The sequence below is a fragment of the Streptomyces sp. NPDC002884 genome (assembly GCF_040295245.1).
In the GTDB taxonomy this organism is placed as follows: domain Bacteria; phylum Actinomycetota; class Actinomycetes; order Streptomycetales; family Streptomycetaceae; genus Streptomyces.
In genome coordinates this window covers 36,980-58,535 of record NZ_JBEOVB010000022.1, presented here as the reverse complement: position 1 = coordinate 58,535, position 21,556 = coordinate 36,980, and the positions used below count along the sequence as shown (strand labels likewise).

Here is a 21,556-nt window from a genome sequence, read left to right as displayed (position 1 = left end):
ACCGTGGCCAGCCGGGCAGCGTCCGGCCTGTCGGTCTCGGGCCGACCCGGGACGTTCTCCACCTCGGGTGCGTTTCCCCGTTCGGTGAGGTTAGCCGGGTCGCCCGTGTCCGGCGTGATGCCCGTCTCGTTGCCGTAAGCAGATTGATCAGCTTGCGCGAGAGGTGGGTCGGATGAGCTGTGATGAGGTGCTGCGGCTGCTTCGGGAGCGGGATGCCACCTGTCACAGCGAAGCGCAACGGCTTGGAGTCGAGTCTCAGCGGTTCATGGTTCGGCCGGCCATGTGTGAGCAGGAGCCGGTCCGCATCTCAACGGCGTGCGAAGTTGTCGACGAACTGCCGCGAATCGAGCCGGTGCCCGTATCTTCTACTCGCTCCACTGCCGTGGTCCCCGACCCCGCGCCGGAGTGGACAGCCGCCGGACACCGAGGCTTTGGAACATCTGCTTGCGGTGCCGACCCGGTATGCAAGTCCGGTGTGTGGTCGGCAATCAGTGGAGGGTCCTGGTCCGGAAAGGGCGCCCCACCGGATGGAAGTGGTCCGGCACCATTTGAAGCAGGCCATTGCGACGAAGCCGACGGTGCAGACTTCGGGCGGCGGGTCGTTCACTGTGACGCGTGGCACGGTCGCTGCGAGCGCGTGAACCTGCGGCAAGACGATGGCCTTCTCCTCGTTGGCCGGGTTGATCGTGCCGCCACCGCTCCGCCGGGATGTGACCGGCGCGGACGGGTGGGTGCGCACGCGCGCGGAGCGTGGACACGTGCGGCAGTCGGCCACCACCGTCGAGCGCGTAGACATCTCTCGCGTCGCGTACCGCTCGCCGGCGCCGAACCTGCACGTACCCGGCAGCTCGTATCGACGCCGCCAAGCGTGGTGCTCACCTGTGACGCCACCGCGTGAACATGATCCCGTCCGGGTCGGGGGACACCACCCGCGCCACCGCCGAGGCCGATGCGGCGGCCGGCCTCCCCCGAGCATGTCAGTGCCTGTCCAAAGAGCGCCTTGCGGTGCCTTGGCTCGCAGATGTCTCCGAACGATGTTTCACCCCGACAGCTGGAAGGTGCCATGAGCGCGCGTCGTCTGTTACCGAACGACGAGTCCCTTGACCTCATCAGGCTGGTCCGGAAGCTGGCGGCCGATGAACTCGCGTCGCGAGTGGATGCCGATGAGGCGAACGGGGCATTCCCCCGCGATGTCTTCAGGCTCCTCGGACGCGCCGGCCTGCTCGGTTTGCCGTACTCCGAGGCGTACGGCGGCAGCGGCCTGCCCTACGAGGTGTACTTGCAGGTCGTCGAAGAGATCGCGTCCGTGTGGGCAACAGTCGGCGTAGGTGTCTCCGTACACGTACTGTCGTGCTTCGGCCTGGCGACGACGGGCACCGAAGCGCAGAAGCGGGAGTGGCTGCCCGCGATGCTCGGTGGCGAACTGCTGGGTGCCTACTGTCTCTCGGAGCCGCACGCCGGCTCGGACCCGGCCGCGCTGCGGACCCGGGCCCGTCTGGACGGCGATCACTACGTCCTGAACGGCGCGAAAGCCTGGACGACCCACGGCGGCCACGCGGACTACTACAAGGTCATGGCCCGCACCTCGGAAGACCGCACGGGTATCTCGTGCTTCATGATCCCCGCTGACACCGAGGGCCTCGCCGCTGATGTGCCCGAACGGAAGATGGGCCTGACCGGGTCCACGACGGCGACCATGGTCCTCCGGGATGTCCGTGTCCCGGTCGAGCGGCGTATCGGTGCTGAGGGCGGCGGCCTGCGTATCGCTCTCGCGAGTCTGGATTCCGGACGTCTCGGTATCGCGGCCGTCGCGGTCGGTCTCGCCCAGGGCGCTCTCGACCACGCGATCGCCTACGCACGCGATCGGGAGACGTTCGGATCACGCATCATCGACCACCAGGGAGTCGCGTTCCTGCTCGCCGACATGGAGGCCGCGGTCTTTTCAGCGCGTGCTGTGACCCTCCATGCCGCCCGGCTGAAGGACGCGGGACTGCCGTTCAGCCGTGAGGCCTCGGTGGCGAAACTCGTCGCGACCGACAACGCGATGCGTGTCACCACTGATGCGGTGCAGGTCCTCGGCGGGGTGGGCTACACGCGTGAGTTCCCGGTCGAACGGTACATGCGTGAGGCCAAGTTGACCCAGATCTTCGAAGGCACGAACCAGATTCAGCGCATGGTCATCGGGCGGTCGCTCGCCAAGTCCAACCATGGTGACCTCACTCTGGCTCCTTGAGCCTTGACTGAGGCTGATCGGAAGATCGATGTCCGGGAGGGCGGAAGTGCCAGGTGCTCGGGACCGGTGGTCGTCTTCATGCCCTGCCTCGGGGTCGGGTACTGCGGGACAGGCTTGGGGCCGGGTCCGATGTCAGCTCCGCGAGGAACGCGCCGTAGCGTTCGGCGACCCGGGCGATCCGCGCGCCGTCATGGTGGCGCCGCTCGTACCAGAGGTCCCCGACGAGGGCGCCGTGGGCGAGGTCCAGCGTGGCGAAGAGGGTGGCGGCGCAGGCGCGCGCCTGGTCCGGCCTGTTGAAGGACGGCGGGTCGTACGGCGCCTCGACGGCGAGCGGGGTCGCCCTCAGCTCCCCCGGGAAGGCGGGGGCACGATGCTGGTCGACGGGGATCCAGCCGGTCACGCCGGTCAGCCGCAGTTCCAGGTGGGCGAGCGCGCTGCGGCAGTAGGCGCCCCCGTCGGCGGGGCGGGGCAGGACGCGTTCGGCGACCGCGGTGAACGGCAGGTCGACGTCCCGCGCGGCGCTCTGCACCCGGTCGTGGACCGCACGCAGGAAGTCGGGCAGCGGGGCGGGCCGCACGTCCAGCGGGGCCGACACGACGTTGCTGAACAGACCGAGGGTCTCCTGCGCGGCCGGCGTGGTGCGGCCGTGGTGGTAGACCGAGCCGACAAGCCGGTCGCGGCCGAACTCCTCGGCTACGGCGCGGGCGAGGGCGGCGAGGAGCACGGTGTGCAGGGTGACCCGCTCGGCCCTCGACCCGCGCAGCAGCAGACGGGTCCGGTCCGGCGGCACGCCGAGCGGCACGGAGGCGAAGACGGTGTCGGCGTCGACGGCGTCGGTGTCGCCGGGCAGGGGGTCACCGGAGCCGTGGGCGCGCAGGGTCCGGGCCAGGGCGTCCGCCCGCTCGGCCGTCGCCCGGCGAGCGTCCGGCGTCCGCTCCCGGGCGATCAGCGCGATGTAGCTCTCCGGCGTGCCGCGACGGCCGCCCGCCTCGGCGTCGCCGCCCGCGGGCTCGGGCTCACGCCGCACGCGCGGCACGCGCCGCACACGCTGGGCATAGCCCTCGGCGAGGAGGTCGCGGAAGAGCGCGTGGCAGGCGCCGTCGACGACCAGGTGGTGGAACTGCATCACCAGGACGTGTTCCTGCGGGCCGAGGCGGAGCAGGGTGGCGCGCGTCATCCGGTCGGTGAGGTCGAGGGGCCGGGCGAGGACGCGGACCGCCTCGGCCTCCGGCTCCCCGTCCACCGCGACGACGGTCAGCGGACCGGGATCCGGCCGCAGGGTCTGCCCGGGCCACGCGGCCGACGGATCGGGTCCCGGCGGGCCGAGCAATCGCAGCCGCAGGGCCTCGTGCCGGGTCTCGATACCGGCGAGCGTGTCGCGCAGCGCGCCGGTGTCGAGGGGGCCGCGCAGCAGCAGGGTCTCCGACGCCTCGACGGGCACGGAGTCGACGGTGTAGCTGCGCATCCACTGCCAGCACCAGTCCTGGCGGGAGGACGGGGGCAGTGGGTCGGGTCCTGACGGGGTGGTCGTCATGTACGGTCGCTCCCTTCCAGCGTGCGGACCGTCTCAACGTACCGGCCGGCGTTGCCCGAGAGGCCGAGCGGTACGGTGAGGGCGCGGGCCGCGGCGAGCGGGTGTTCGTCGGTGCAGCGGGCGAGATCGACCGTGTGCTGTTCCCAGCGGTCGGCCCGTTCGTGGGTCAGGCGTACGCCGGGCGCGGCGTCGGCGAGCAGCATCCGCGTCCCCGACTCCCGCCAACGCAAGCCCAGTTCGAGGTCCTCGCAGCCCCAGGCGGTGCCGAAGTCCTCGTCGAAGCCGCCGCCGTGCTCCCACTGCGCTTGCGGCACTGAGGTGTTGGCGCCGGGACAGGCCAACCAGGTGAACCGGTGTCACCCTGGATCGGCAAGAGAATGGATGTTCGGCCGTCCCGCCGTGGCAGGTCCGGCGGGGGCCGGATATTGCGGCTGTGTGAAAGAAGGTCCGGGGGCGGCGCGGCTGCCCGATGTGCTGCATACAGTTGCATGCAGTCGGCTCCGGCCGATCCCCGCCACCTCGTCCGAGCCCCGGAGACACACCGCCATGGAAGAACTCACCTGGGAGAGCCCCGCGATCGCCGACGGCTTCGCCGCCATCCGATCCGGTTCGCCGTTCGTCTACGGTCTGACCAACTACGTCGCCGCCAACCTGAGCGCGAACGTCCTGCTGGCCGTCGGCGCCGGTCCCGCCATCGGGGCGGCGGCCGACTTCCCCCGGGTCTTCCCCGCCGGCGCGGGCGCGGTGTGGATCAATACGGCGGCGCTGATCAGCAACCCCGCCGAGCCTCTCTTCGACGCGGCGCGCACCGCGCACGAGGCCGGTACGCCCTGGGTGCTGGACCCGGTCGCGGCCGGCGCGGGCGCCACCGAGTACGACGCGTCGGTGAAGGCTCTGCTCGACCACCGGCCCACGGTGATCCGCGGCAACGCCAGCGAACTCGTCGCGCTCGCCGGCGGCGACAGCACCGGCAAGGGCGTCGAGACCACTCTCTCCTCCGCGGACGCGATAGGCGCCGTCGAGGAACTCGCCCGGCGAACCGGCGCCGTGGTCGCGGTCAGCGGCCCCACCGACTATCTCACCGACGGCACCCGCACGGTCGCCGTCCCCGGCGGCGACGCCCGGCTCACCCAGGTCACCGGGGCCGGATGCAGCCTCGGCGCTCTGATCGCCGGCGCCCTCGCGGTCGTACCCGACGCTCTCACCGCCACCGCGGTCGCCCACGTGGCCTTCGCCACGGCGGCCGAGCGGGCCGGCGCCCGTACCACCGGAACCGGCTCCTTCGCGGTCGCGCTGCTGGACGAGCTCTCCCTGCTCGGCCTCTGACGCCGCCGCAGGCGTCCGGCACCACCGCACGACTCCTGGAGCATCCCTTGAGCACCACCGAAACGCCGAGCCCTGACGAACCCGCCTTCACCGAAACCGCCTTCACCGAGCCGGCGTCCGAAGAGCCGGCCGCCCCACCGCGCATGCACCTGGCGGCCTTCCTGAACGCCGGACCGCAGGGCACCGTCGGCTGGCGGCACCCCGACGCGGGAGACGGTTTCCTGACCGCCGCCCACTACACGCACATCGCCCGGGTCCTGGAGGACGCCGGATTCGACCTTGCCTTCGTGCCCGACTCGCTCGCGGTGCCCAGGAGCCTCGGCGACTCCTTCGACCCGGCCGTGACCTGGGGCGTCGGCACACCGCGCCTCGACCCGGTGCCCGTCATCACCCTGATGGCCGCCGCCACCCGGCGCCTGGGGGTCGCCGCCACCGTCTCGACCGGCTACCAGGAGCCCTTCCACGTCGCCCGTGGCATGGCCACGCTCGACCACCTGCTCGGCGGACGCGCCGGGTGGAACGTGGTCACCAGCTTCCAGGACGCCGAGGCCCAGAACTTCGGCCAGGACCGGCTGCCCGAACGGAAGGAGCGCTACGCCCGCGCCGAGGAGTTCCTCGAAGTCACCGCCAGGCTCTGGGACAGCTGGGCCGACGACGCGATCGTCGCCGACAAGGAGAGCGGGCTCTTCGGCCGTCCCGACGCCGTGGAACCGGTGGACCACCGGGGCGAACACTTCACGGTCCGGGGGCCGTTGAGCGTGCCGCGTCCGCCTCAGGGCTATCCGGTGATCATCCAGGCCGGCGCCTCCCCGGCCGGCCGGGACTTCGCGGCCCGCTGGGCGGACGTCGTCTTCTGCAGCCATGAGTCGCTGGATTCCGCTGTCGCCTTCTACGCCGACGTCAAGGCCCGGGCCGCCGCCCGGGGCCGCGATCCGGACCAGCTCAAGATCCTGCCGGCCGCGACCACGGTGGTGGGCACCGATCTCCGCGACGCCCTGGCCAAGCACGAGGCGTTCACCGACCTCGTCCACCCCGAGGCCGGCCTGTCCCGACTCGCCTACCACGTCAACGTCGACCTCACCCGGTACGACCTCGACGGTCCCCTGCCCTCACTCGACGAGGTCGGGGTCGAGGGCCACTACCGCGAGGTCGTGGAGTTCGCCGAGCGGGAGAAGCTCACCGTGCGCGAGATCGGCCGCTGGTACGGGGCGCGCACCGAGGGCGACATGATCGGCTCCCCCTCGGACATCGCCGACACCATGGAACTGTGGCTGGACAGCGGCGCGGCCGACGGCTTCATGATCCAGGCCACCCATGTGCCCACCGCTTTCGAGGAGTTCGCCGCCCACGTCGTCCCCGAACTGCGCCGCCGCGGTCTCGTCCGCACCGACCACAGGGGCACCACCTTGCGCGAGAACCTGGGTCTCGCCCGTCCGCAGCGCGGTGAGTGGCGCAACCGCGCCGCGTCGCACGCCCGGGAGCGGACATGACGCCGCAAGCGGGCACGGCGTACGGGACCGATGTCCTCGTCGGCGTCGACTGGCTGCGCGACCGGCTCGGGGAGGTGATCGTCCTCGATGCCACCGTGGACCGGCGCACCGGCCCCGACGGCGGCACGGTCTTCGTCAGCGGGCTCGGACTCCACACCGAACGCCGCCTGCCGGGCGCCCACTTCGCCGACCTCGTCGCGGGCCTCTCCGAGCCCGACGCCCCCTTCCCCTTCACCTGCCCGTCGGCCTCCCGGATCGAGGCGTACGCGCGCGGCCTCGGTATCCGCGAGGAGTCGACCGTGGTCGTCTACGACCGGCTGACGGGAGCCTGGGCCGCACGGGTGTGGTGGGTGCTGCGCACGGCAGGCATCGCCCGTGTCCACGTCCTCAACGGCGGCCTCACCGCCTGGGAGGCGGCCGGGCTGTCCGTCACCGACGGCCGCGAGCCCACCCCCGCTCCCGGGGACGTCGTCGCGCGTCCGGTCCGCGAGGGCTTCGTGGACCTGGAGCGGATGAAACGGATCGCCGATGGCCGCGATACCACTCCGGCGGTGTGCGCCCTGCGCCGCTCCGAGTACCTCGGCGACCACGACCGGCCCCGCTCCGGACACATCCCGCGCACGTCCAGCCTGCCGTACGCCGATCTCCTCGGCTCGGACAACACCCTCTCCCGTGAACGGACCGCACGCCTCGCGCGGTCCCACGGGGTGCGGTCCGGCGACGGCACGGTCCTCTACTGCGGCGGCGCGATCAACGCGGCGGGCCTGGCGCTGGCGCTCCATGAGATCGGCATCGACGACGTGCTGCTCTACGACGGCTCGCTCGCGCAGTGGCGCTCAGACCCGGCCCTGCCGCTGACCGTCGGCCCGCGGGACCCCGGCCGCCGGGGCGGGCCGCCTGAGGGTCGGGGCTGACCTGGGCCCGTGCATCGGGCATGATCCGGAGCGGCCCGCGAGACGTCTCGCGGACCGGCCCGCGACGAGAGAAGGGAGTTCGCGGACCGCCCGTGGAGCAAAGAGATTCCACGGGCCGCTCCGCGACGAGGAAACCGATGAAGAGCACACGGGACACGATCTACGACGAGCTACGGCACCGGCTCACCTCCGGCCGGTACCCGCAGGACGCCTCCCTGGTCCCGCTCGCGCTGAGCGAGGAGTTCGCGGTCTCACGCACGCCGGTCCGCGAGGCCCTTGCCCTGCTGGAGCGCGACGGGCTCCTGGTGAGCACCCGTCGCGGGTTCGCCGTCCGGCGGCGCTCCGACGAGGAGATGCTGGAACTCTTCGAGCTGCGTGCCGTGTTGGACGCCCTCCTCGCCTCGTCGGCGGCGGCCCGGCGCAGCCCGGTGGACCTGGCCCGGCTCGACGCCCTGCTGGAACACGCCGGAACCCTGGACGACCCCGGGGAGATCCGCCGGAGCCTCAATGAGTGGCACGACTCGGTACGCGCCGCCGCCCACAACAGCACCGTCTCGTCCCTGTTGCACACCGTCGACGCCCAGGTGAAGACCAGTGCGCCGTGGCGGACCAGCACGGTCGACGACACCTTCGACGCGACCCTCGCCGAGCACCGGGCGATCACCGAGGCGATCCGTGCGGGTGACACCGAGTCCGCCCGGCTGCGCATGCTGGAGCACCACGAACACGACCGGGACACCCGCATCCGGCAGAAGGTACGCCGGGACACCGGGGCCGGCCCCTCGGCGGACTGAGCGCTGCGCCAGCAATCCCGGCTGCCGGTCGCCGGTCACGAGCGCAGGCGCTCGTCGAGGGTCCGTCCAGGGGCCTTGGCCGGAGTCACTTGTTCAGCCAGCCGACCTTCGTGTAGTCGACGTCCGCGAGGCCGCTTGCGCCGTAGTTGGCGAGATCCGAGCGGACCGCGAGGACCTGGGGGCGCTGGTAGACCGGGATGGAGTGGCCCAGTGCCCAGATCTTGGCGTCGGCTTCGTTGTAGAGCTTGTTCGCCTCGGTGCTGTCCGTCGTCTCGGTGGCCTTCTTCAGCAGGGCGTCGATCTCCGGGGAGCCGACCGAGCCGTAGTTCTGGTACAGGTTCTTGCCGGACGGCTCGCGGTAGATCGGGTATGCCTGGGAGCGGAACGTCTGGTCGACCCAGCGGAAGCTCGTCAGGTCGAAGTTGCCGATCGTGACGTACTTGGAGAAGTAGTCGTTCGCCGGCACCTTCACGATGTTCAGCTTGACCCCGATCTGGGCCAACTGCGCCTGCACCAGCTCCGACTGGTCCACCTGTGCCGAGGTGGAGCCCGCGCTGAGCGTGTAGCCGAGGGTGAGCTGCTTGCCGCTCTTGACCCGCTCACCGCCCTGGAGCTTCCAGCCGGCCGCGTCCAGCAGTTCGCCCGCCTTCTTCAGGTCGTACGTGCCGTACGTACCGGAGTTGTCCTGGTAGCCGGCCTGGTTCGGCATGAAGAAGTGGCTGCCGTACGGCTTCAATTGGACGGGGAGGTCCTTGCCGAAGGTGGTGGCGATGGACTTGCGGTCGATGGCGTGCTGGAGGGCCTGGCGGACGCGGACGTCCTTGAGCGGGCCGCGCGCGCCGTTGAACTCGATGTGCACCTCGTCCCAGCGGGCGCCGACGCGGATGTCGGTGCCGGCCGCCTTGTACAGCCGCTTGTAGTCCTCGGGCAGGAGTGCGGAGGCGTAGTCGATCTCCTTGTTGAGGTAGGCGTCCGTCCAGGCGGTGTAGTCCAGGGCGCGGAAGACGATCGAGTCCAACTTGGGTTTCGTACCCCACCAGTTGGGGTCCGGGACCGCCGTGATGGTCTGGGCCGTCTTGTCGTACGAGGAGATCTTGAAGGCGTTCGCGGTGATCGGGATCTGCTGCGTCCAGCCCTTGTTGAACTTGTCCGGGGTGTCGATCCCGGCGGCCGGCAGCAGCGGGTTGAACAAGTGCCGCCAGTCGGCGTACGGCGTGGAGAAGGTGACCTCGACCTGGTGCGCGTCGGCGCCCTGTTCGACCTTGCCGATCTGTTCGTAGCCGGAGGTGTCGGCGGCCTCGTACGCCTTGTTCGTGCCGTTGTTCGCCTTCCACAGGGCCTCGAAGTCCCTCCAGCCGATGGCCTTTCCGTCGGACCACTTCGCCTTGGGGTTGAGCTTGTAGACGACCGTCTGCGGACTGGTGGAGGTCACCGAGGCGGAGAGCAGGAAGTCCGTGTCGGGGCGGGACTCGCCCTGGGCGTCCGCCCAGAACAGCCTGGGCTCCACCAGCTCGTTGATGTCCGCCGCGTCGCCCTGGTTGCCGTTGGCGGTGTAGCGGTTGTAGTCCGCGATCCACTGCGAGATCGCCAGTTTGAGGGTGCCGCCCTGCTTGATGTCGCTCAGCGGACGGGCGTTGATCTCCTGGCTGCCGGCCGGGGCCGCGCTCTTCTGCGCGACGGGTTTGCCGTCGCCGGAGGAGCCGCAGCCGGTCACCAGCAGCGTGGTGGCCGCGGTGGCGGCGATCCAGGCTGCGGCGGAGGTCTGTCGCATGTCGGTGTCCTTCATGAGGCCGGTGGTCATCGGTGGACGCACCGAACGTAGAACGGCCTACGGCCTACGAGGGAGGCCTCCTGGACATCTGACATGTTCTCTTCACGATGCGGCAACAAGAGGCCTGGACCATTTCTCCTGTGCCTGTCTACCTGGCCAAACGACTCGGCTACTACGCCCTGTTGCTCCTGGCCGCCGTCTGCTTCTCCTACCTGCTGGCCTCGTTCGCGCTGCACCCGCGCGAGTACTACGCCGGCCGGCAGCCGCCCATCCCCGTGGCCTCGGTGAACCACCATCTCGACGAGATCGGCGTCAACGACCGCACGCCCCTCCTGAACCGCTTCCTGCGCTGGCTCGGGCACGCGGCACACGGCGACCTCGGCGAGACCATCGACGGCGCCTCCGTCAACGCCGAGTTCGGCCGCCGACTCGGCGTCAGCCTGCGGCTGCTGCTCGCCGGCACGGTGTTCGGGACCGTCGCGGGCGTGCTCGTCGGGGCCTGGACGGCCGTACGGCAGTACCGGTTCAGCGACCGGGCGGTCACCCTCGCGTCCTTCGCGCTGCTCTCGACTCCCGTGTTCCTGCTGGCGATCCTGCTCAAGACCGGCGCGATCTGGTTCAACCAGACAACCGGCACGGATCTGATCCAGTTCACGGGAGAGAAGAGCCCCGGTATGACCGGCGGCTTCTGGACCGTGCTCGAGGACCGGAGCGTGCACCTGCTCCTGCCCACCCTCTCCGTCGCCCTCTTCTCCGTCGCGAGCTACAGCCGCTACCAGCGCAACACGATGCTCGACGTCCTCGGCTCGGACTATCTGCGCACCGCGCGGGCCAAGGGCCTCCCCCGGCGGACGGTCTTCCTCAAGCACGGACTGCGTACGGCCCTCATCCCCATGTCGACCTACTTCTCGTACGGCTTCCTCGCACTGTTCACCGGCGCCATCTTCACGGAGACGATCTTCGGCTGGCACGGCATGGGGGAATGGTTCGTCGCGTCGATCGGCAAGAACGACGTGAACTCGGTCGTCGCGGTGAACCTCTTCGCCGCCGTCACCGTGCTGCTCTCCGGTTTCCTCGCCGACGTCCTGCACGCCGCGCTCGACCCGCGCATCCGGCAGGCGTCATGACCACGACCGTCATCGCCGAAGAGGCGCCCGTCGCGGCCCCGCCCGCCGGCCGCGCCGGCGTCGTCCTGCGCCGTTTCCTGCGCAACCGCACCGCCCTCGCCGGAGCCGTCGCCCTCGTGCTGCTGTTCCTGCTGGCCTTCGCCGGGCCGTACGTCACCAGATGGTCGTACAGCCACATCGACTACACCGCACTGCGGGCCGCACCCGGCGCCGACCACTGGTGGGGGACGAACCGGATCGGGCAGGACGTGTTCGCGCAGACCGTGCGCGGGCTGCAGAAATCGCTGATCATCGGGTTGCTCGTCGCCGTGCTGTCGACCGGCTTCGCCTCGCTCGTCGGAGCCTGCGCCGGATACTTCGGCGGGTGGACCGACCGGCTCCTCATGTTCTTCGTCGATCTGCTGCTGGTCTTCCCGTCGTTCCTCATCATCGCGATCATCTCGCCCCGGCTGAACTCCAGCGGCTGGTTCGCCCTCGTCGGGCTGCTCGGACTCTTCGCCTGGATGATCACCGCCCGGGTCGTACGGTCCATGACCCTCTCCCTGAAGGAACGTGAATTCGTCCGCGCCGCGAGGTACATGGGCGTCGGCCCCTTCCGGATCATCTGGCGGCACGTCCTGCCGAACGTCGCGTCCTTCCTCATCATCGACGCGACCATCCAGGTCGGCGGCGCCGTGATGAGCGAGACCGCGCTGTCGTACTTCGGCTTCGGCGTACAACCGCCCGACGTGTCGCTCGGCACGCTGATCGCCGACGGGACGGGCGCGGCCGTCACGTACCCCTGGATGTTCTTCTTCGCGGCCGGCCTGCTGGTCGTGTTCGTGCTGGCGGTGAACCTCGTGGGCGACGGGCTGCGGGACGCGCTGGACCCCACCTCGAAAGGGGCCTCCCGGTGAGCCCGATACTCCAAGTGACCGATCTGGACGTCGACTTCGACGGACGGCCCGCCGTACGAGGCGTCAGCCTCACCCTCGAACGCGGCGAAGTCCTCGGCCTGGTCGGCGAGTCGGGCTCCGGCAAGTCCGCGACCGCGCTCGCCGTGCTCGGACTGCTCCCGGGAAACGCGGTGGTACGCGGGTCCGTACGGCTCGACGGGCAGGAACTCGTCGGCGCCCCCGAGCGACAGCTCACGCGGATTCGCGGCAGCCGCGTCTCCATGGTGTTCCAGGACCCGCTGTCCGCGTTCACGCCCGTCTACCGGATCGGCGACCAGATCGCCGAGGCCGTACGCGCCCACCAGGACGTGTCCCCCGAACAGGCCCTGAAGCATGCGGTCGAACTGCTCGACCTCGTCGGGATCCCCGAACCCTCCCTGCGCGCACGGGCGTTCCCTCACGAGTTCTCCGGCGGCATGCGCCAGCGCGCGATGATCGCCATGGCGATGGCCAACGACCCCGACGTCATCCTCGCCGACGAGCCCACCACCGCCCTCGATGTCACCATCCAGGCCCAGGTGCTCGACGTCCTGCACACCGCGCGGCTCGCGACCGGGGCCGCGATGCTGCTGGTCAGCCACGACCTCGGCGTGATCGCCGGGACGGCCGACCGGGTGGCCGTGATGCACGAAGGACGGGTCGTCGAGGCCGGCACGGCCGTCGAGGTCTTCGAGCGCCCCCAGGATCCTTACACGAGAGCGCTGTTGGCGGCCGTGCCCCGGATCGACGCACCGCGCGCACCCCAACCTCCCATCGGAGAGCGGGTTTTGAAGGTGCGCGGACTCACCAGGACCTTCCCGCTCGTCAAGGGCACGGTCTTCAAGCGCCGGATCGGCACGGTGTACGCCGTCGATGGCGTCGACCTCGACATCCATCGGGGCGAAACGCTCGGTCTCGTCGGCGAGTCGGGCTCCGGCAAGTCGACCACGCTCTTCGAACTGCTTGAACTGGCCGAGCCGGAGGGCGGATCGATCGAACTGTTCGGCCAGGACCTCGGCAGCCTCGGCAAGGCCGACGCGAAGGCCCTGCGCCGACGCGTTCAGATCGTCTTCCAGGATCCGATGGCCTCTCTCGACCCGCGCATGCCCGTGGGGGACATCGTCGCCGAGCCGCTGCGTACCCAGGGCGCCGACCGGGCCACCGTGGCCCGCCGTGTCCCGGAGCTGCTGCGCCAGGTCGGCCTTGACCCGGCGCACGCGGAACGCTTCCCGCACGAATTCTCCGGAGGCCAGCGCCAGCGCATCGGCATCGCCCGCGCCCTGTCGGTGGAGCCCGAACTGCTCGTCCTCGACGAACCGGTCTCGGCGCTGGACGTCTCGGTCCAGGCGGGGGTGCTCAAGCTGCTGCAACGCCTCAAGGAGGAGCTGGGGCTCGCCTACCTCTTCGTCTCGCACGACCTGTCCGTCGTACGGAACATCGCCGACCGCGTGAGCGTGGTCTACCTCGGGCGCACGGTCGAGGCCGGCCCGGTCGACGAGGTGTTCGAGCGGCCCCGGCATCCCTACACCCAAGCCCTCCTCTCCGCCGTGCCCCTGCCGGATCCGGTACGCGAACGGGAACAGCAGCGGTCGCGGATCCTGCTCGCCGGGGACCCGCCGAGCCCGACGCGACGGTACGACGGCTGCCGGTTCCGGGCCCGCTGCCCACTCCACGAACGCCTGGGCGAGGAGGACCGCAAAAGGTGCGCCCATGAGGTGCCCCCGCTCGACGGGGACGGGGCCGCCTGCCACTTCCCGCGGATACGGGAGGCCGTATAGGCGGGTTCCCTCGGATCAGCCGGTCATCGGTTCGAGAGTGCCGTCGACGGATACGCAGTGAGCGCGGTGGGCTCCACGATCGTGGGGCCCACCAGCCGGCGTCCCCAGCCGGCGCCGCTCCCCCGTCATCAGCCGTCCGACTCACCCTCGTCGGGCACCCGGCGCAGGACATCGCCCGGTCGGCAGCCGAGGGGGCGGCAGATGGCGTCGAGCGTGCTGAAGCGTACGGCCTTCGCTCGGTGGTTCTTCAGGACGGCGACGTCGGCGGGGGTGATGCCGACGGCGGTCGAGCAGGCAGGCGGTCCGCGCTGGGGGGGCGGTCGCGCTGGAGGGCGCTGTCCGTCGTGGCACAGCTCGGCGCAGATCTCGTCGAACACGACCGAAAGACCCTGCCGGTCGGCAGTGGCCCAGCGGCTGCTTGATCCGGGGCCGACGGCCCTACCTCGCCGTTACCGCCACCCCCTCGTCGGCCCCCTCACTCTCGGCCGCGACACCTGGGCCAGCCCCGCCGACCCCGAGATCATGAACCAGGCAGCCCCGCGAAGCCGGGGGCGGCCCAGCGGACCGCGACGGTGGCCTGCCCGAGATCCGGCCGCCCATGACATCCAGCGGATAATGGAGACCCGGAACGCGGAAGGAAACGGCTGACCCCAGGGGCTCGCCGAAGACCCGGCCGACGCCGGGGCGGCGAAAAGGTTGGTGTGCGGGGCCAGCGGAACCGGGTAACGTCTTTGTCATGTTCTTCCAGACGCCGGTTTACGAGTGAGGGCTTGATGGGCCCCTGCTGACGTCCTTCGACGTCACCGCCCGCCCACCCCACCGATAATCCGTAGATCACTTCACATCATTACCGGGAGAACCCATGACCGTGAGCAAGAACATCAACAACCCCGTGGGCATGGGCGGCGGCCAGCGCAAGAAGCTGTCCCGCGCCGAACGGCAGAACAACGGTCCGCACCGCAACCTCGATCGCCAGGGTGCAGCCGACCAGAAGGCGGAGCTGCTGCGCAAGATGCGCGAGAAGGCAGGCGCAGGTGAGAGCGCCGGGCAGTCGGACGACGACACCGCACAGAGCTGACGCACCGCCGCAGCAGGGCGGCACCGCACGGGGCAGAGCCCGGACCGCGACGCGCGGTCCGGGCTCTGCTGTCGTTGTGTCCTGCGCCAGGGATCCCTCGGCAGTCGCGCTTCCGACGCAGTACCGTGGGCCGGTGGATGAGATGCCGGCCCCGACGCCGGGTATGACGGTCAGCGTTCGGATGCGCCAGGACGTGGTGATCGTCGATCCGGAGCGCTTTGTCGCTTCGGCCCGCGCGGCGTACCGCGAAGCCTCCCCCGAAATCACCGAGGAGAGGGCAGCCGAGGAAATCCGTGATGTCTACGACGCTGTGTGGGCTCTGCTGGACCGCTTCGGTCGACTCGCAGCCGACGCACCAGCGTCCGCCGGACTCCCGGGCCAACGAGTTCTGGACCGCCCAGACGGACTCTCACCTGCGGGCGAGTCGAAGCGCATCGTGCTGAACGATCCGCAGCCACTGCAGGACTACGGCTGTTTCATGCCCGAGGGGTACGACCCGTTCGCCGTCCCGCCAAGGGTGTGATTCCGTCCACCGCGACAGGCTGGTGCGCAAGAGAGCCAAGGGGCGTGCACGGCTGGTGACGACGGCCGCTACCGGCACCCCGTGCGTTTCCCGGGGAATCGGGACGACATGCATCCGATGCAAGTGCCGGGGTTCGGAGAACCGGAACAGCCGTCAGCGGGGGTAGGGCCGGTCGGGCGGGCCGTCCTGTCGGCTGACAGTGCTGGTCGGTGGAGCCGTGTCGGCCCGCGTCGCTGCCGCGGTTGCGGTTGCCGTCGCGGTCGCGGTCCGGATGCTACCGAAGGGTGGTTTCAAGCAGCAGTTCGCTCAGGTCCGCCGGCATGGTGATCATGCAGTCGTGCCCGGTCGGCAGTTCCCGTACCTGTGCTGGGGAGCCGTTGGGTTGAGTGGCGGGGACGGGCCGCCGCACGATGCCTTCCGGCTCTGCGCCGACGCAGTGGATGTGCGTGCGCGGAATGGAGTCCACGGCGGGGTTGTCCAGCCGGACCGGCTGCTGCAGGCAGCGCACGGACTGGTCGGAGAGCGTCGCGCGCAGCCACGCGACATCCGCCGGGTCGGTGACTCCGAACAGGCCGAAGGGCGGTGGCATCTCGGGCAGCGGCGGGATGCGCCAGCTGTTGTCGGACTTGGCGGCCAGGTCGATCAGGTTCTGGGTCATGGGCTGCACGTCGACGGCGGTCTCGCCGTGCTCCGGGACCATCGCGTCCAGGTACACCAGGTGCGCGATTCGTTCCGGTACCTCGTTGGCCACGGACGAGACGACCAGCCCCGCGTAGCTGTGACCCACGAGCACCACCTCGGTCAGGTTCTCCTCGTGGATCAGCTTCACGACGTCTGCGACGTGCGTGTCGAGCCCCACCTGGGGACCGAGCAGGTGTGCCTTGTCGCCGTAGCCCGTCAGTGAGGGCGCGAACACGCGGTGTCCGGCCGATTCCAGCAGCGGGACGACCCGCTCCCAGCACTGGCCGTTGTGCCAGGCGCCGTGTACCAGCAGAAAAGTAGACATCAGGGGAGTTTTTTCCTCTTCGGGGCGTGGAGGCGCGGAAGCATCACGGTTCCTGTTCGTGCCTCGGTACTCTTCAGGAACCGAGTTCATCGTGCTGCACCTGCCGCACCTCGATCAATAAGGCACATTTCGGTGCCCCGGTTCTCTGGAGGTAACCATGAGCAGTGCAGTGGGCGGCGAGTCGCGGTCGGCACGGCCGGAGGATCCGTGCCAGGCCCGTGAAGTGCTCGGCATCGTCGGCGACAAGTGGTCGCTGCTGATCGTGCGTAACCTCAGCCAGGGGCCGCGCCGCTTCACCGAACTCAAGCGGGCCGTCGACGGAATCAGCCAGCGCATGCTCACCGTCACCCTGCGCGGCCTGGAGCGCGACGGGATCCTCACCCGAACCGTCCGCAACGTCATGCCGCCGCACGTCAGTTACGAGCTCACTCCGATGGGCAGGACCCTCCGCGAAGCCGCCGCGCCCCTGTTGGAGTGGAGCATCACGCATCTGACGCACATCGACGCCGCCCGCGCCATGTACGACGCCCGCCCCGACACCTCGCCCGCCTGACCCTCGCCCCGGCCGCACTCGCCAGATCCCACGAGGCGGTGTGGCAGTCCACGGCCAGACGGCCGCCCGGCGGGGCGAGAAGGAGCGCGAGTTCGTTCACGTCGCTCACGTGCAGGGTCTCCGTTGCGGTCACGCGGCAGGCGTGACGAGCCGATGCGAGAGCAGCCCTCGCCACGCGTTGTGGTCCTCGGCAGCGCTCTCCGGGGCTCACTCCCCCGGTGGTGACACACCTCGGTTTCAAGGGGGTACGCCCGCTTCGCCGCACCCTCGGACGGACAATTCGTGGCACCTTTCGGTTCGCCACAGGGCACGTCCGGTCCATGGCGGACCAACTGAAGCTCATTCTCTATTCAGGGCGAGCGAAAGCAGCGTCGGTCTCGATAACGTGCGTTGTCGGTAAGGCCGTTGCCGTCGCGGGGAGCGCCCCACGGCGCTGCGGCTGTCGTGTCGGCGGCTTTTCGAGCACAGCGGCTGTGCACGCAGTCCCACACCCAGCCTCTCAGGATCCGTATCTCCGTCATGTGCCCCACCTCGCTCCGTACGACTCAGCAGCCCATTCGGGCGATGGAGACGACCGCGTCTCCCCTTCCCCATGTCCACCGAACTTTTCGCGCTCCCTCGGGCGCCGCACCAGCCCTCATCAGCATGAGGACGGCAGCCGCTGCCACCCATCGTCCGCCGGACACCGCATCGGAAGGCAGGACCGAAGGCGGGCTTCTCCGAGGAGCTTCAAGTGATATCCGAAATGCATGAGTTGGCGGGCGATATCCAGTATCCGCTCGATCTGGCCGGGGTCTTCGCCTTCGCCGTTCACGGGGCGCTGATCGCCACACGCAAGGACTTCGACTTCTTCGGCACACTGCTGCTGGCCGAGTCCGCGGGTGTGGGCGGCGGACTCTTCCGGGACCTGGTACTGCGTATCCAACCCGTCGCTTTCACCGACCTCGGATACGCGACCGCCCCTTTCCTGGCGACCCTGTTGGTGTTCTTCAGCTCCCGGGCGCAGTCCTGGAACCTGGGCCGGCACGTGGCCGACGCGGGCGCGTTGGGCATGTTCTGCGTCACCGGTACCGTCAAAGCCCTGGATCATGGTCTGAACTCCCCAGCCGCAGCCGCTCTCGGGGTGACGACGGCGGTCGGTGGCGGGGTCGTCTGCTCGGTGCTGGCGCGTGAAATCCCGTCGTCGCTCGCCTGGGACCGCGATCTCTACGTTGCGCCCGCACTGCTCGGATCCGGTCTGATCACCCTGTTGCACGCCACCTCCACCCTCAGGGTGGCGACGGCGGTGGCGGCCGGGCTGCTCGCCTTCGGGCTACGTCTGTCGGCCGTGCGGCTGGGCTGGCGCACGCCAAGGTCTGCGCTGTGGCGGCGTGCGGGCGCAACCCCGGAGTCCGGCACCCTGCCGGACGGGCGGCAGGAGAAGACCACCTCTCGGAAGCGTGCAGCAGCATGAGACGGCCGTTCCCGAGCAGCTCCATGTCGGCAGGCAGGCGGCGGGAGTGCGACGCGGAGCTCAGGCTCAGGTGACCGGGCCCGACCGTGAGGGTGCGGGGTCGTAGGACGACTCGCGCACGATGTCGCTCAGGTGCTGTGCGGCGGTGAGCAGTTCGGTGTGGGTGGTGTAGAGCGCGTTGACGCCGAAGCGGAGCAGGTCGGGGGCGCGCATGTCGATGACGACGCCCCGGTCCGCCAGGGCCCGGGTCAGGCCGAGGGCGTGCGGGTGGCGCAGGGACACATGGCTGCCCCGGCGGGCCGCGTCCCGGGGTGTCACCGGGGTGATGCCCAGCGGGGTGAGCAGTTCCTCGGCGCAGGTCAGGAAGAACTCCGTCAGCGACACGCTCTTGGCCCGCAGTTGTGCCAGGTCCACGTCCTCGAAGACGGTGAGGGCCGCCTCCAGGGCGAGCAGGGACAGGATGGGCGGGGTGCCGATACGGGCCCGGGCGATGCCCGGGGCGGGTGTGTAGTCCCGGTCCATGGCGAAGGGGCTCGCATGGCCGTTCCAGCCGGTCAGCGGGGTGTCGAGGGCATCGTGGTGTCGGCGGGCGGCGTAGAGCCAGGCGGGCGCGCCGGGGCCGCCGTTGAGGAACTTGTAGCCGCAGCCGACGGCGAGGTCCACCTCCAGGGCGTCGAGGTGCAGCGGCATCGCCCCGGCGGCGTGGCACAGGTCCCACACCGCGAGCGCGCCGGCCCGGTGCGTGGCCTCGGTCAGTGCCGCCATGTCGCACAGCTCGCCGGTGCGGAAATCGACCGGTGAGTAGCTGACCGCCGCCACCCGGGAGCCCTGTTCGGCGAGGAACTTCTCCAGGTCGGCCGGGGGTATCCGGCACACCTCCAGGGCGTCGCCGCGGCGGGCCACCGCGTCGGCGAGGTAGCGGTCGGTGGGGAAGTGGCCGGGATCCGTGACCAGCAGGGGCCGGTCGGGGCGCAGCGCGGTGGCCGCGCTGAGCGCGGTGAACAGCTGCACGCTGGTGGAGTCGCCCGCCACCGTCTGCCCCGGCGCGGCGCCGACGAGGCGGCCGATGGTGTCGCCGATCCGCAGGGGCGCGTCCCACCAGCCGCTGTCGTTCCAGGAGCCGATCAGGCCGGTGCCCCACTGGCGGGCCACGACGTCCGCCAGGGCGGGCGGGACGGCGGCGGGCAGCGGGCCCAGGGAGTTGCCGTCGAGGTAGATGACGCCCTCGGGCAGGACGAACCGCTCGGCCAGCGGGGCCAGGGCGTCCTCGGCGTCGGCACGGGCGGCCCGGTCTTCGAGCGGGGTGGCGGCGGTCATGGGTGCGTGGCCCTCCCTGGGGCGGTGCCGGTATCGGTGCGGGGGGCGGTGGCCGGGTCGGTGCCGGCGCGCGGTGCGGCGAAGCCGGCGGACATCTCCCACAGGGTGTCGGCGACCGCGCGGGCTCCTGGGGCTCCGGGCTCGATGAGGGTGTAGTGGCCGGTGCCGGGCAGCACGACCGTCCTCAGGTCCTCGTGCACGGCCGCGTAGTCGGTGAACTGGGTGAGCGGGACCTCCTCGTCCACGGCGCCGTGCAGCAGCACCGTAGGCACACCGGTGGTACCGGCACCGCGCAGCAGGGTGAGGGGGTCGACGGCGGGCAGCCGTTCCTCGAACACGGCCTCTCCCCCCAGGAGTTGCAGGGCCGCGTCGTTGCTGAGGCCGTCCCGGCGGGTGGCGGTGAGGTCCGTGATCGGGGCGAGTGCGAGCACGCCGGTCGGGAGGGTGCCGGTGTGCCAGCGGGAGCCGTCGGGCAGCAGGCCGCGCGCGGCGCACCACAGGGCCAGATGGCCGCCGGAACAGTGGCCGGCCAGGACGTAGGGCCGCCCCTCGGGAAGGGTGTCCACGATCCGGGCCACGTCGTCGAAGGTCTCGGGGTGGCCGCCGGCCCCGCCGGAGCGGCGGAAGCCCGGCAGCAGCACGTCGAAGCCCTGCTCGGAGAGGTAGGCGGCGAAAGGGGTGAGGTGCATGCGGTCGTAGCGCCAGTAGCCGCCGTGCAGCAGGATCACCAGGGGGGCGCCGGGGTCCCCGGCCGGCCAGGCGTCGTAGGCCTGGTGCGGGTGGTCGCCGTAGCGGCCGTGCGCCGGAGCCAGCACCGGCTTCAGGCTCAGTACCCGCTTCTCCTCCTCCGCCGCGAAGGCGGAGATCACCCTAGACCCCACCGCGCACCTCCCACAGCTCCGGGAAGACCGGCCGGTTCGCGCGCTGTTCGAGCCAGGCGAGGCCCGTGGAGCCGGCGCTGCCGCTCTTGGTGCCCATGGCCCGGCGGACGACCATGACGTGGTCGAAGCGCCAGCGCAGGACGAGTTCGGCTATGTCGGTGAGCAGTTCGCCGAGGACGAGCAGCGGATGGTGCTGCGGGCCGGAGTAGATCAGCCGCCACACCTCCACGACGCCCGGGTCCGATGTGTAGGGCGCGCTCACGTCGCGCTCCCGGACGTGCTCCGGAACCGGCAGCCCCCGCCGGTGCAGACAGCCGAGCACCTCGTCGTAGAGGGACGGCTGGCGGTGGGTGTCGCTGAGTGCCTCGTGCACGTCGGGGTCGCCCTGGTGCAGGCGGAGCATCGCCTCGGACTTGTCGCCGAGCAGGAACTCCAGTTGCCGGTACATCGCGGACTGGAAGCCCGAGGCCTTCCCGAACGCGGCTCGGAAGCCGTTGAAGCGGGCGGGGGTCAGAGCGGCCAGGGGCGCCCAGGCGGCGTTGAGGGCGGTCAGGGCGCGGCGGCTGCGTGTCAGGGCGTCCGTGGCGGCGTCCAGGTCGTCCTTGGCGAAGGCCGTGCCGGCGCTGCGCCACTCGTGGACGATCAGGGTGAACCACAGCTCCATCACCTGGGTGGTGACGACGAAACCCATCTCGTCGGGTGCCTCGGTGAGGGGCTGCTGGAGGTTGTTGAGGACGGACGCGTGCACATAGGCGTCGTAGGGGCTGGCACCGTCGAAGGGCCGGGTGAGTGAGTCGTCCGCGGCCCGGGCCGGTGCGGACGTGCCGTCGTTCATGGTGAGGGCCTCCTGTTGCTGCCGCGGGC

20 protein-coding genes are annotated in these 21,556 nt (G+C 70.6%); 12 read left to right on the top strand and 8 right to left on the bottom strand.

Annotated elements, in window-relative coordinates:
• Positions 1-1,063 precede the first annotated feature (1,063 nt).
• Positions 1,064-2,233, top strand: coding sequence for an acyl-CoA dehydrogenase family protein (locus ABT070_RS32135; protein WP_351765774.1), 1,170 nt, complete (start codon positions 1,064-1,066; stop codon positions 2,231-2,233).
• A gap of 76 nt (positions 2,234-2,309) precedes the next feature.
• Here the strand turns inward: ABT070_RS32135 and ABT070_RS32130 are convergent, their stop codons facing one another.
• Both ABT070_RS32130 and ABT070_RS32125 read right to left on the bottom strand, forming a co-directional pair.
• Positions 2,310-3,767: a condensation domain-containing protein gene (locus ABT070_RS32130; RefSeq protein ID WP_351765772.1), complete on the bottom strand. Its 1,458-nt coding sequence runs from the start codon at positions 3,765-3,767 to the stop codon at positions 2,310-2,312.
• Complete coding sequence (locus tag ABT070_RS32125; RefSeq protein ID WP_351765771.1) at positions 3,764-4,108, bottom strand: glycosyltransferase family 2 protein; 345 nt, start codon at positions 4,106-4,108, stop codon at positions 3,764-3,766. The genes ABT070_RS32130 and ABT070_RS32125 overlap by 4 nt, the downstream gene beginning before the upstream one ends.
• Before the next feature lie 205 nt (positions 4,109-4,313).
• Here ABT070_RS32125 and thiM point away from each other — a divergent pair, with 205 nt between their 5' ends.
• From thiM to ABT070_RS32105, 4 genes are all read left to right on the top strand, one after another.
• Positions 4,314-5,093, top strand: coding sequence for a hydroxyethylthiazole kinase (thiM, locus tag ABT070_RS32120; RefSeq protein ID WP_351765769.1), 780 nt, complete (start codon positions 4,314-4,316; stop codon positions 5,091-5,093).
• Positions 5,094-5,140: 47 nt separating this feature from the next.
• A complete protein-coding gene (locus ABT070_RS32115; RefSeq protein ID WP_351765768.1) occupies positions 5,141-6,583 on the top strand; it encodes an LLM class flavin-dependent oxidoreductase in 1,443 nt (480 codons plus the stop codon).
• The gene (locus tag ABT070_RS32110; protein WP_351765767.1) at positions 6,580-7,497 is read left to right on the top strand and encodes a sulfurtransferase; all 918 of its coding nucleotides are present in this window, start codon (positions 6,580-6,582) and stop codon (positions 7,495-7,497) included. The genes ABT070_RS32115 and ABT070_RS32110 overlap by 4 nt, the downstream gene beginning before the upstream one ends.
• Before the next feature lie 137 nt (positions 7,498-7,634).
• Entirely contained in the window at positions 7,635-8,291 is a 657-nt protein-coding gene (locus tag ABT070_RS32105; RefSeq protein ID WP_351765766.1) for a GntR family transcriptional regulator, read from the top strand.
• Positions 8,292-8,376: 85 nt separating this feature from the next.
• On the opposite strand, the gene ABT070_RS32100 is transcribed toward ABT070_RS32105, so the two are convergent.
• Positions 8,377-10,062: an ABC transporter family substrate-binding protein gene (locus ABT070_RS32100; RefSeq protein WP_351765764.1), complete on the bottom strand. Its 1,686-nt coding sequence runs from the start codon at positions 10,060-10,062 to the stop codon at positions 8,377-8,379.
• Positions 10,063-10,202: 140 nt separating this feature from the next.
• On the opposite strand from ABT070_RS32100, the gene ABT070_RS32095 reads away from it, so the two are divergent.
• Genes ABT070_RS32095 through ABT070_RS32085 form a run of 3 tightly spaced genes read left to right on the top strand, consistent with a single transcriptional unit; the run spans position 10,203 to position 13,881 of the window.
• A complete protein-coding gene (locus tag ABT070_RS32095) occupies positions 10,203-11,189 on the top strand; it encodes an ABC transporter permease (RefSeq protein WP_351765763.1) in 987 nt (328 codons plus the stop codon).
• Entirely contained in the window at positions 11,186-12,085 is a 900-nt protein-coding gene (locus tag ABT070_RS32090; protein WP_351765762.1) for an ABC transporter permease, read from the top strand. Before ABT070_RS32095 ends, ABT070_RS32090 begins: the two co-directional genes overlap by 4 nt.
• A complete protein-coding gene (locus tag ABT070_RS32085; RefSeq protein WP_351765760.1) occupies positions 12,082-13,881 on the top strand; it encodes an ABC transporter ATP-binding protein in 1,800 nt (599 codons plus the stop codon). Before ABT070_RS32090 ends, ABT070_RS32085 begins: the two co-directional genes overlap by 4 nt.
• 128 nt (positions 13,882-14,009) lie before the next feature.
• On the opposite strand, the gene ABT070_RS32080 is transcribed toward ABT070_RS32085, so the two are convergent.
• Positions 14,010-14,258, bottom strand: a complete 249-nt coding sequence (locus tag ABT070_RS32080; protein ID WP_351765759.1) for a helix-turn-helix domain-containing protein — start codon at positions 14,256-14,258, stop codon at positions 14,010-14,012.
• A gap of 485 nt (positions 14,259-14,743) precedes the next feature.
• Here ABT070_RS32080 and ABT070_RS32075 point away from each other — a divergent pair, with 485 nt between their 5' ends.
• On the top strand, positions 14,744-14,959 hold the full coding sequence (locus tag ABT070_RS32075; protein WP_351765757.1) for a DUF6243 family protein: 216 nt from the start codon (positions 14,744-14,746) through the stop codon (positions 14,957-14,959).
• A 133-nt stretch (positions 14,960-15,092) separates the two neighbouring features.
• Positions 15,093-15,482, top strand: coding sequence for a hypothetical protein (locus ABT070_RS32070; RefSeq protein ID WP_351765755.1), 390 nt, complete (start codon positions 15,093-15,095; stop codon positions 15,480-15,482).
• Between the two features lie 274 nt (positions 15,483-15,756).
• Here the strand turns inward: ABT070_RS32070 and ABT070_RS32065 are convergent, their stop codons facing one another.
• Positions 15,757-16,488: an alpha/beta hydrolase gene (locus ABT070_RS32065; RefSeq protein ID WP_351765753.1), complete on the bottom strand. Its 732-nt coding sequence runs from the start codon at positions 16,486-16,488 to the stop codon at positions 15,757-15,759.
• 157 nt (positions 16,489-16,645) lie between these two features.
• On the opposite strand from ABT070_RS32065, the gene ABT070_RS32060 reads away from it, so the two are divergent.
• Both ABT070_RS32060 and ABT070_RS32055 read left to right on the top strand, forming a co-directional pair.
• Positions 16,646-17,041 carry a winged helix-turn-helix transcriptional regulator gene (locus ABT070_RS32060; RefSeq protein WP_351765751.1) on the top strand — a complete coding sequence of 132 codons (396 nt, stop codon included), beginning with the start codon at positions 16,646-16,648 and terminating at the stop codon, positions 17,039-17,041.
• Positions 17,042-17,786: 745 nt separating this feature from the next.
• Entirely contained in the window at positions 17,787-18,494 is a 708-nt protein-coding gene (locus ABT070_RS32055; RefSeq protein ID WP_351765861.1) for a trimeric intracellular cation channel family protein, read from the top strand.
• A gap of 66 nt (positions 18,495-18,560) precedes the next feature.
• Here the strand turns inward: ABT070_RS32055 and kynU are convergent, their stop codons facing one another.
• The 3 genes from kynU to ABT070_RS32040 are packed head-to-tail and all read right to left on the bottom strand — an operon-like array spanning position 18,561 to position 21,527.
• Positions 18,561-19,811 carry a kynureninase gene (gene kynU / locus ABT070_RS32050; protein ID WP_351765749.1) on the bottom strand — a complete coding sequence of 417 codons (1,251 nt, stop codon included), beginning with the start codon at positions 19,809-19,811 and terminating at the stop codon, positions 18,561-18,563.
• Positions 19,808-20,692 (bottom strand): alpha/beta hydrolase family protein, encoded by an 885-nt coding sequence (locus ABT070_RS32045; RefSeq protein ID WP_351765747.1) that lies wholly within the window; start codon positions 20,690-20,692, stop codon positions 19,808-19,810. Before ABT070_RS32045 ends, kynU begins: the two co-directional genes overlap by 4 nt.
• Positions 20,682-21,527, bottom strand: a complete 846-nt coding sequence (locus tag ABT070_RS32040) for a tryptophan 2,3-dioxygenase (RefSeq protein ID WP_351765745.1) — start codon at positions 21,525-21,527, stop codon at positions 20,682-20,684. Before ABT070_RS32040 ends, ABT070_RS32045 begins: the two co-directional genes overlap by 11 nt.
• Positions 21,528-21,556 lie beyond the last annotated feature (29 nt).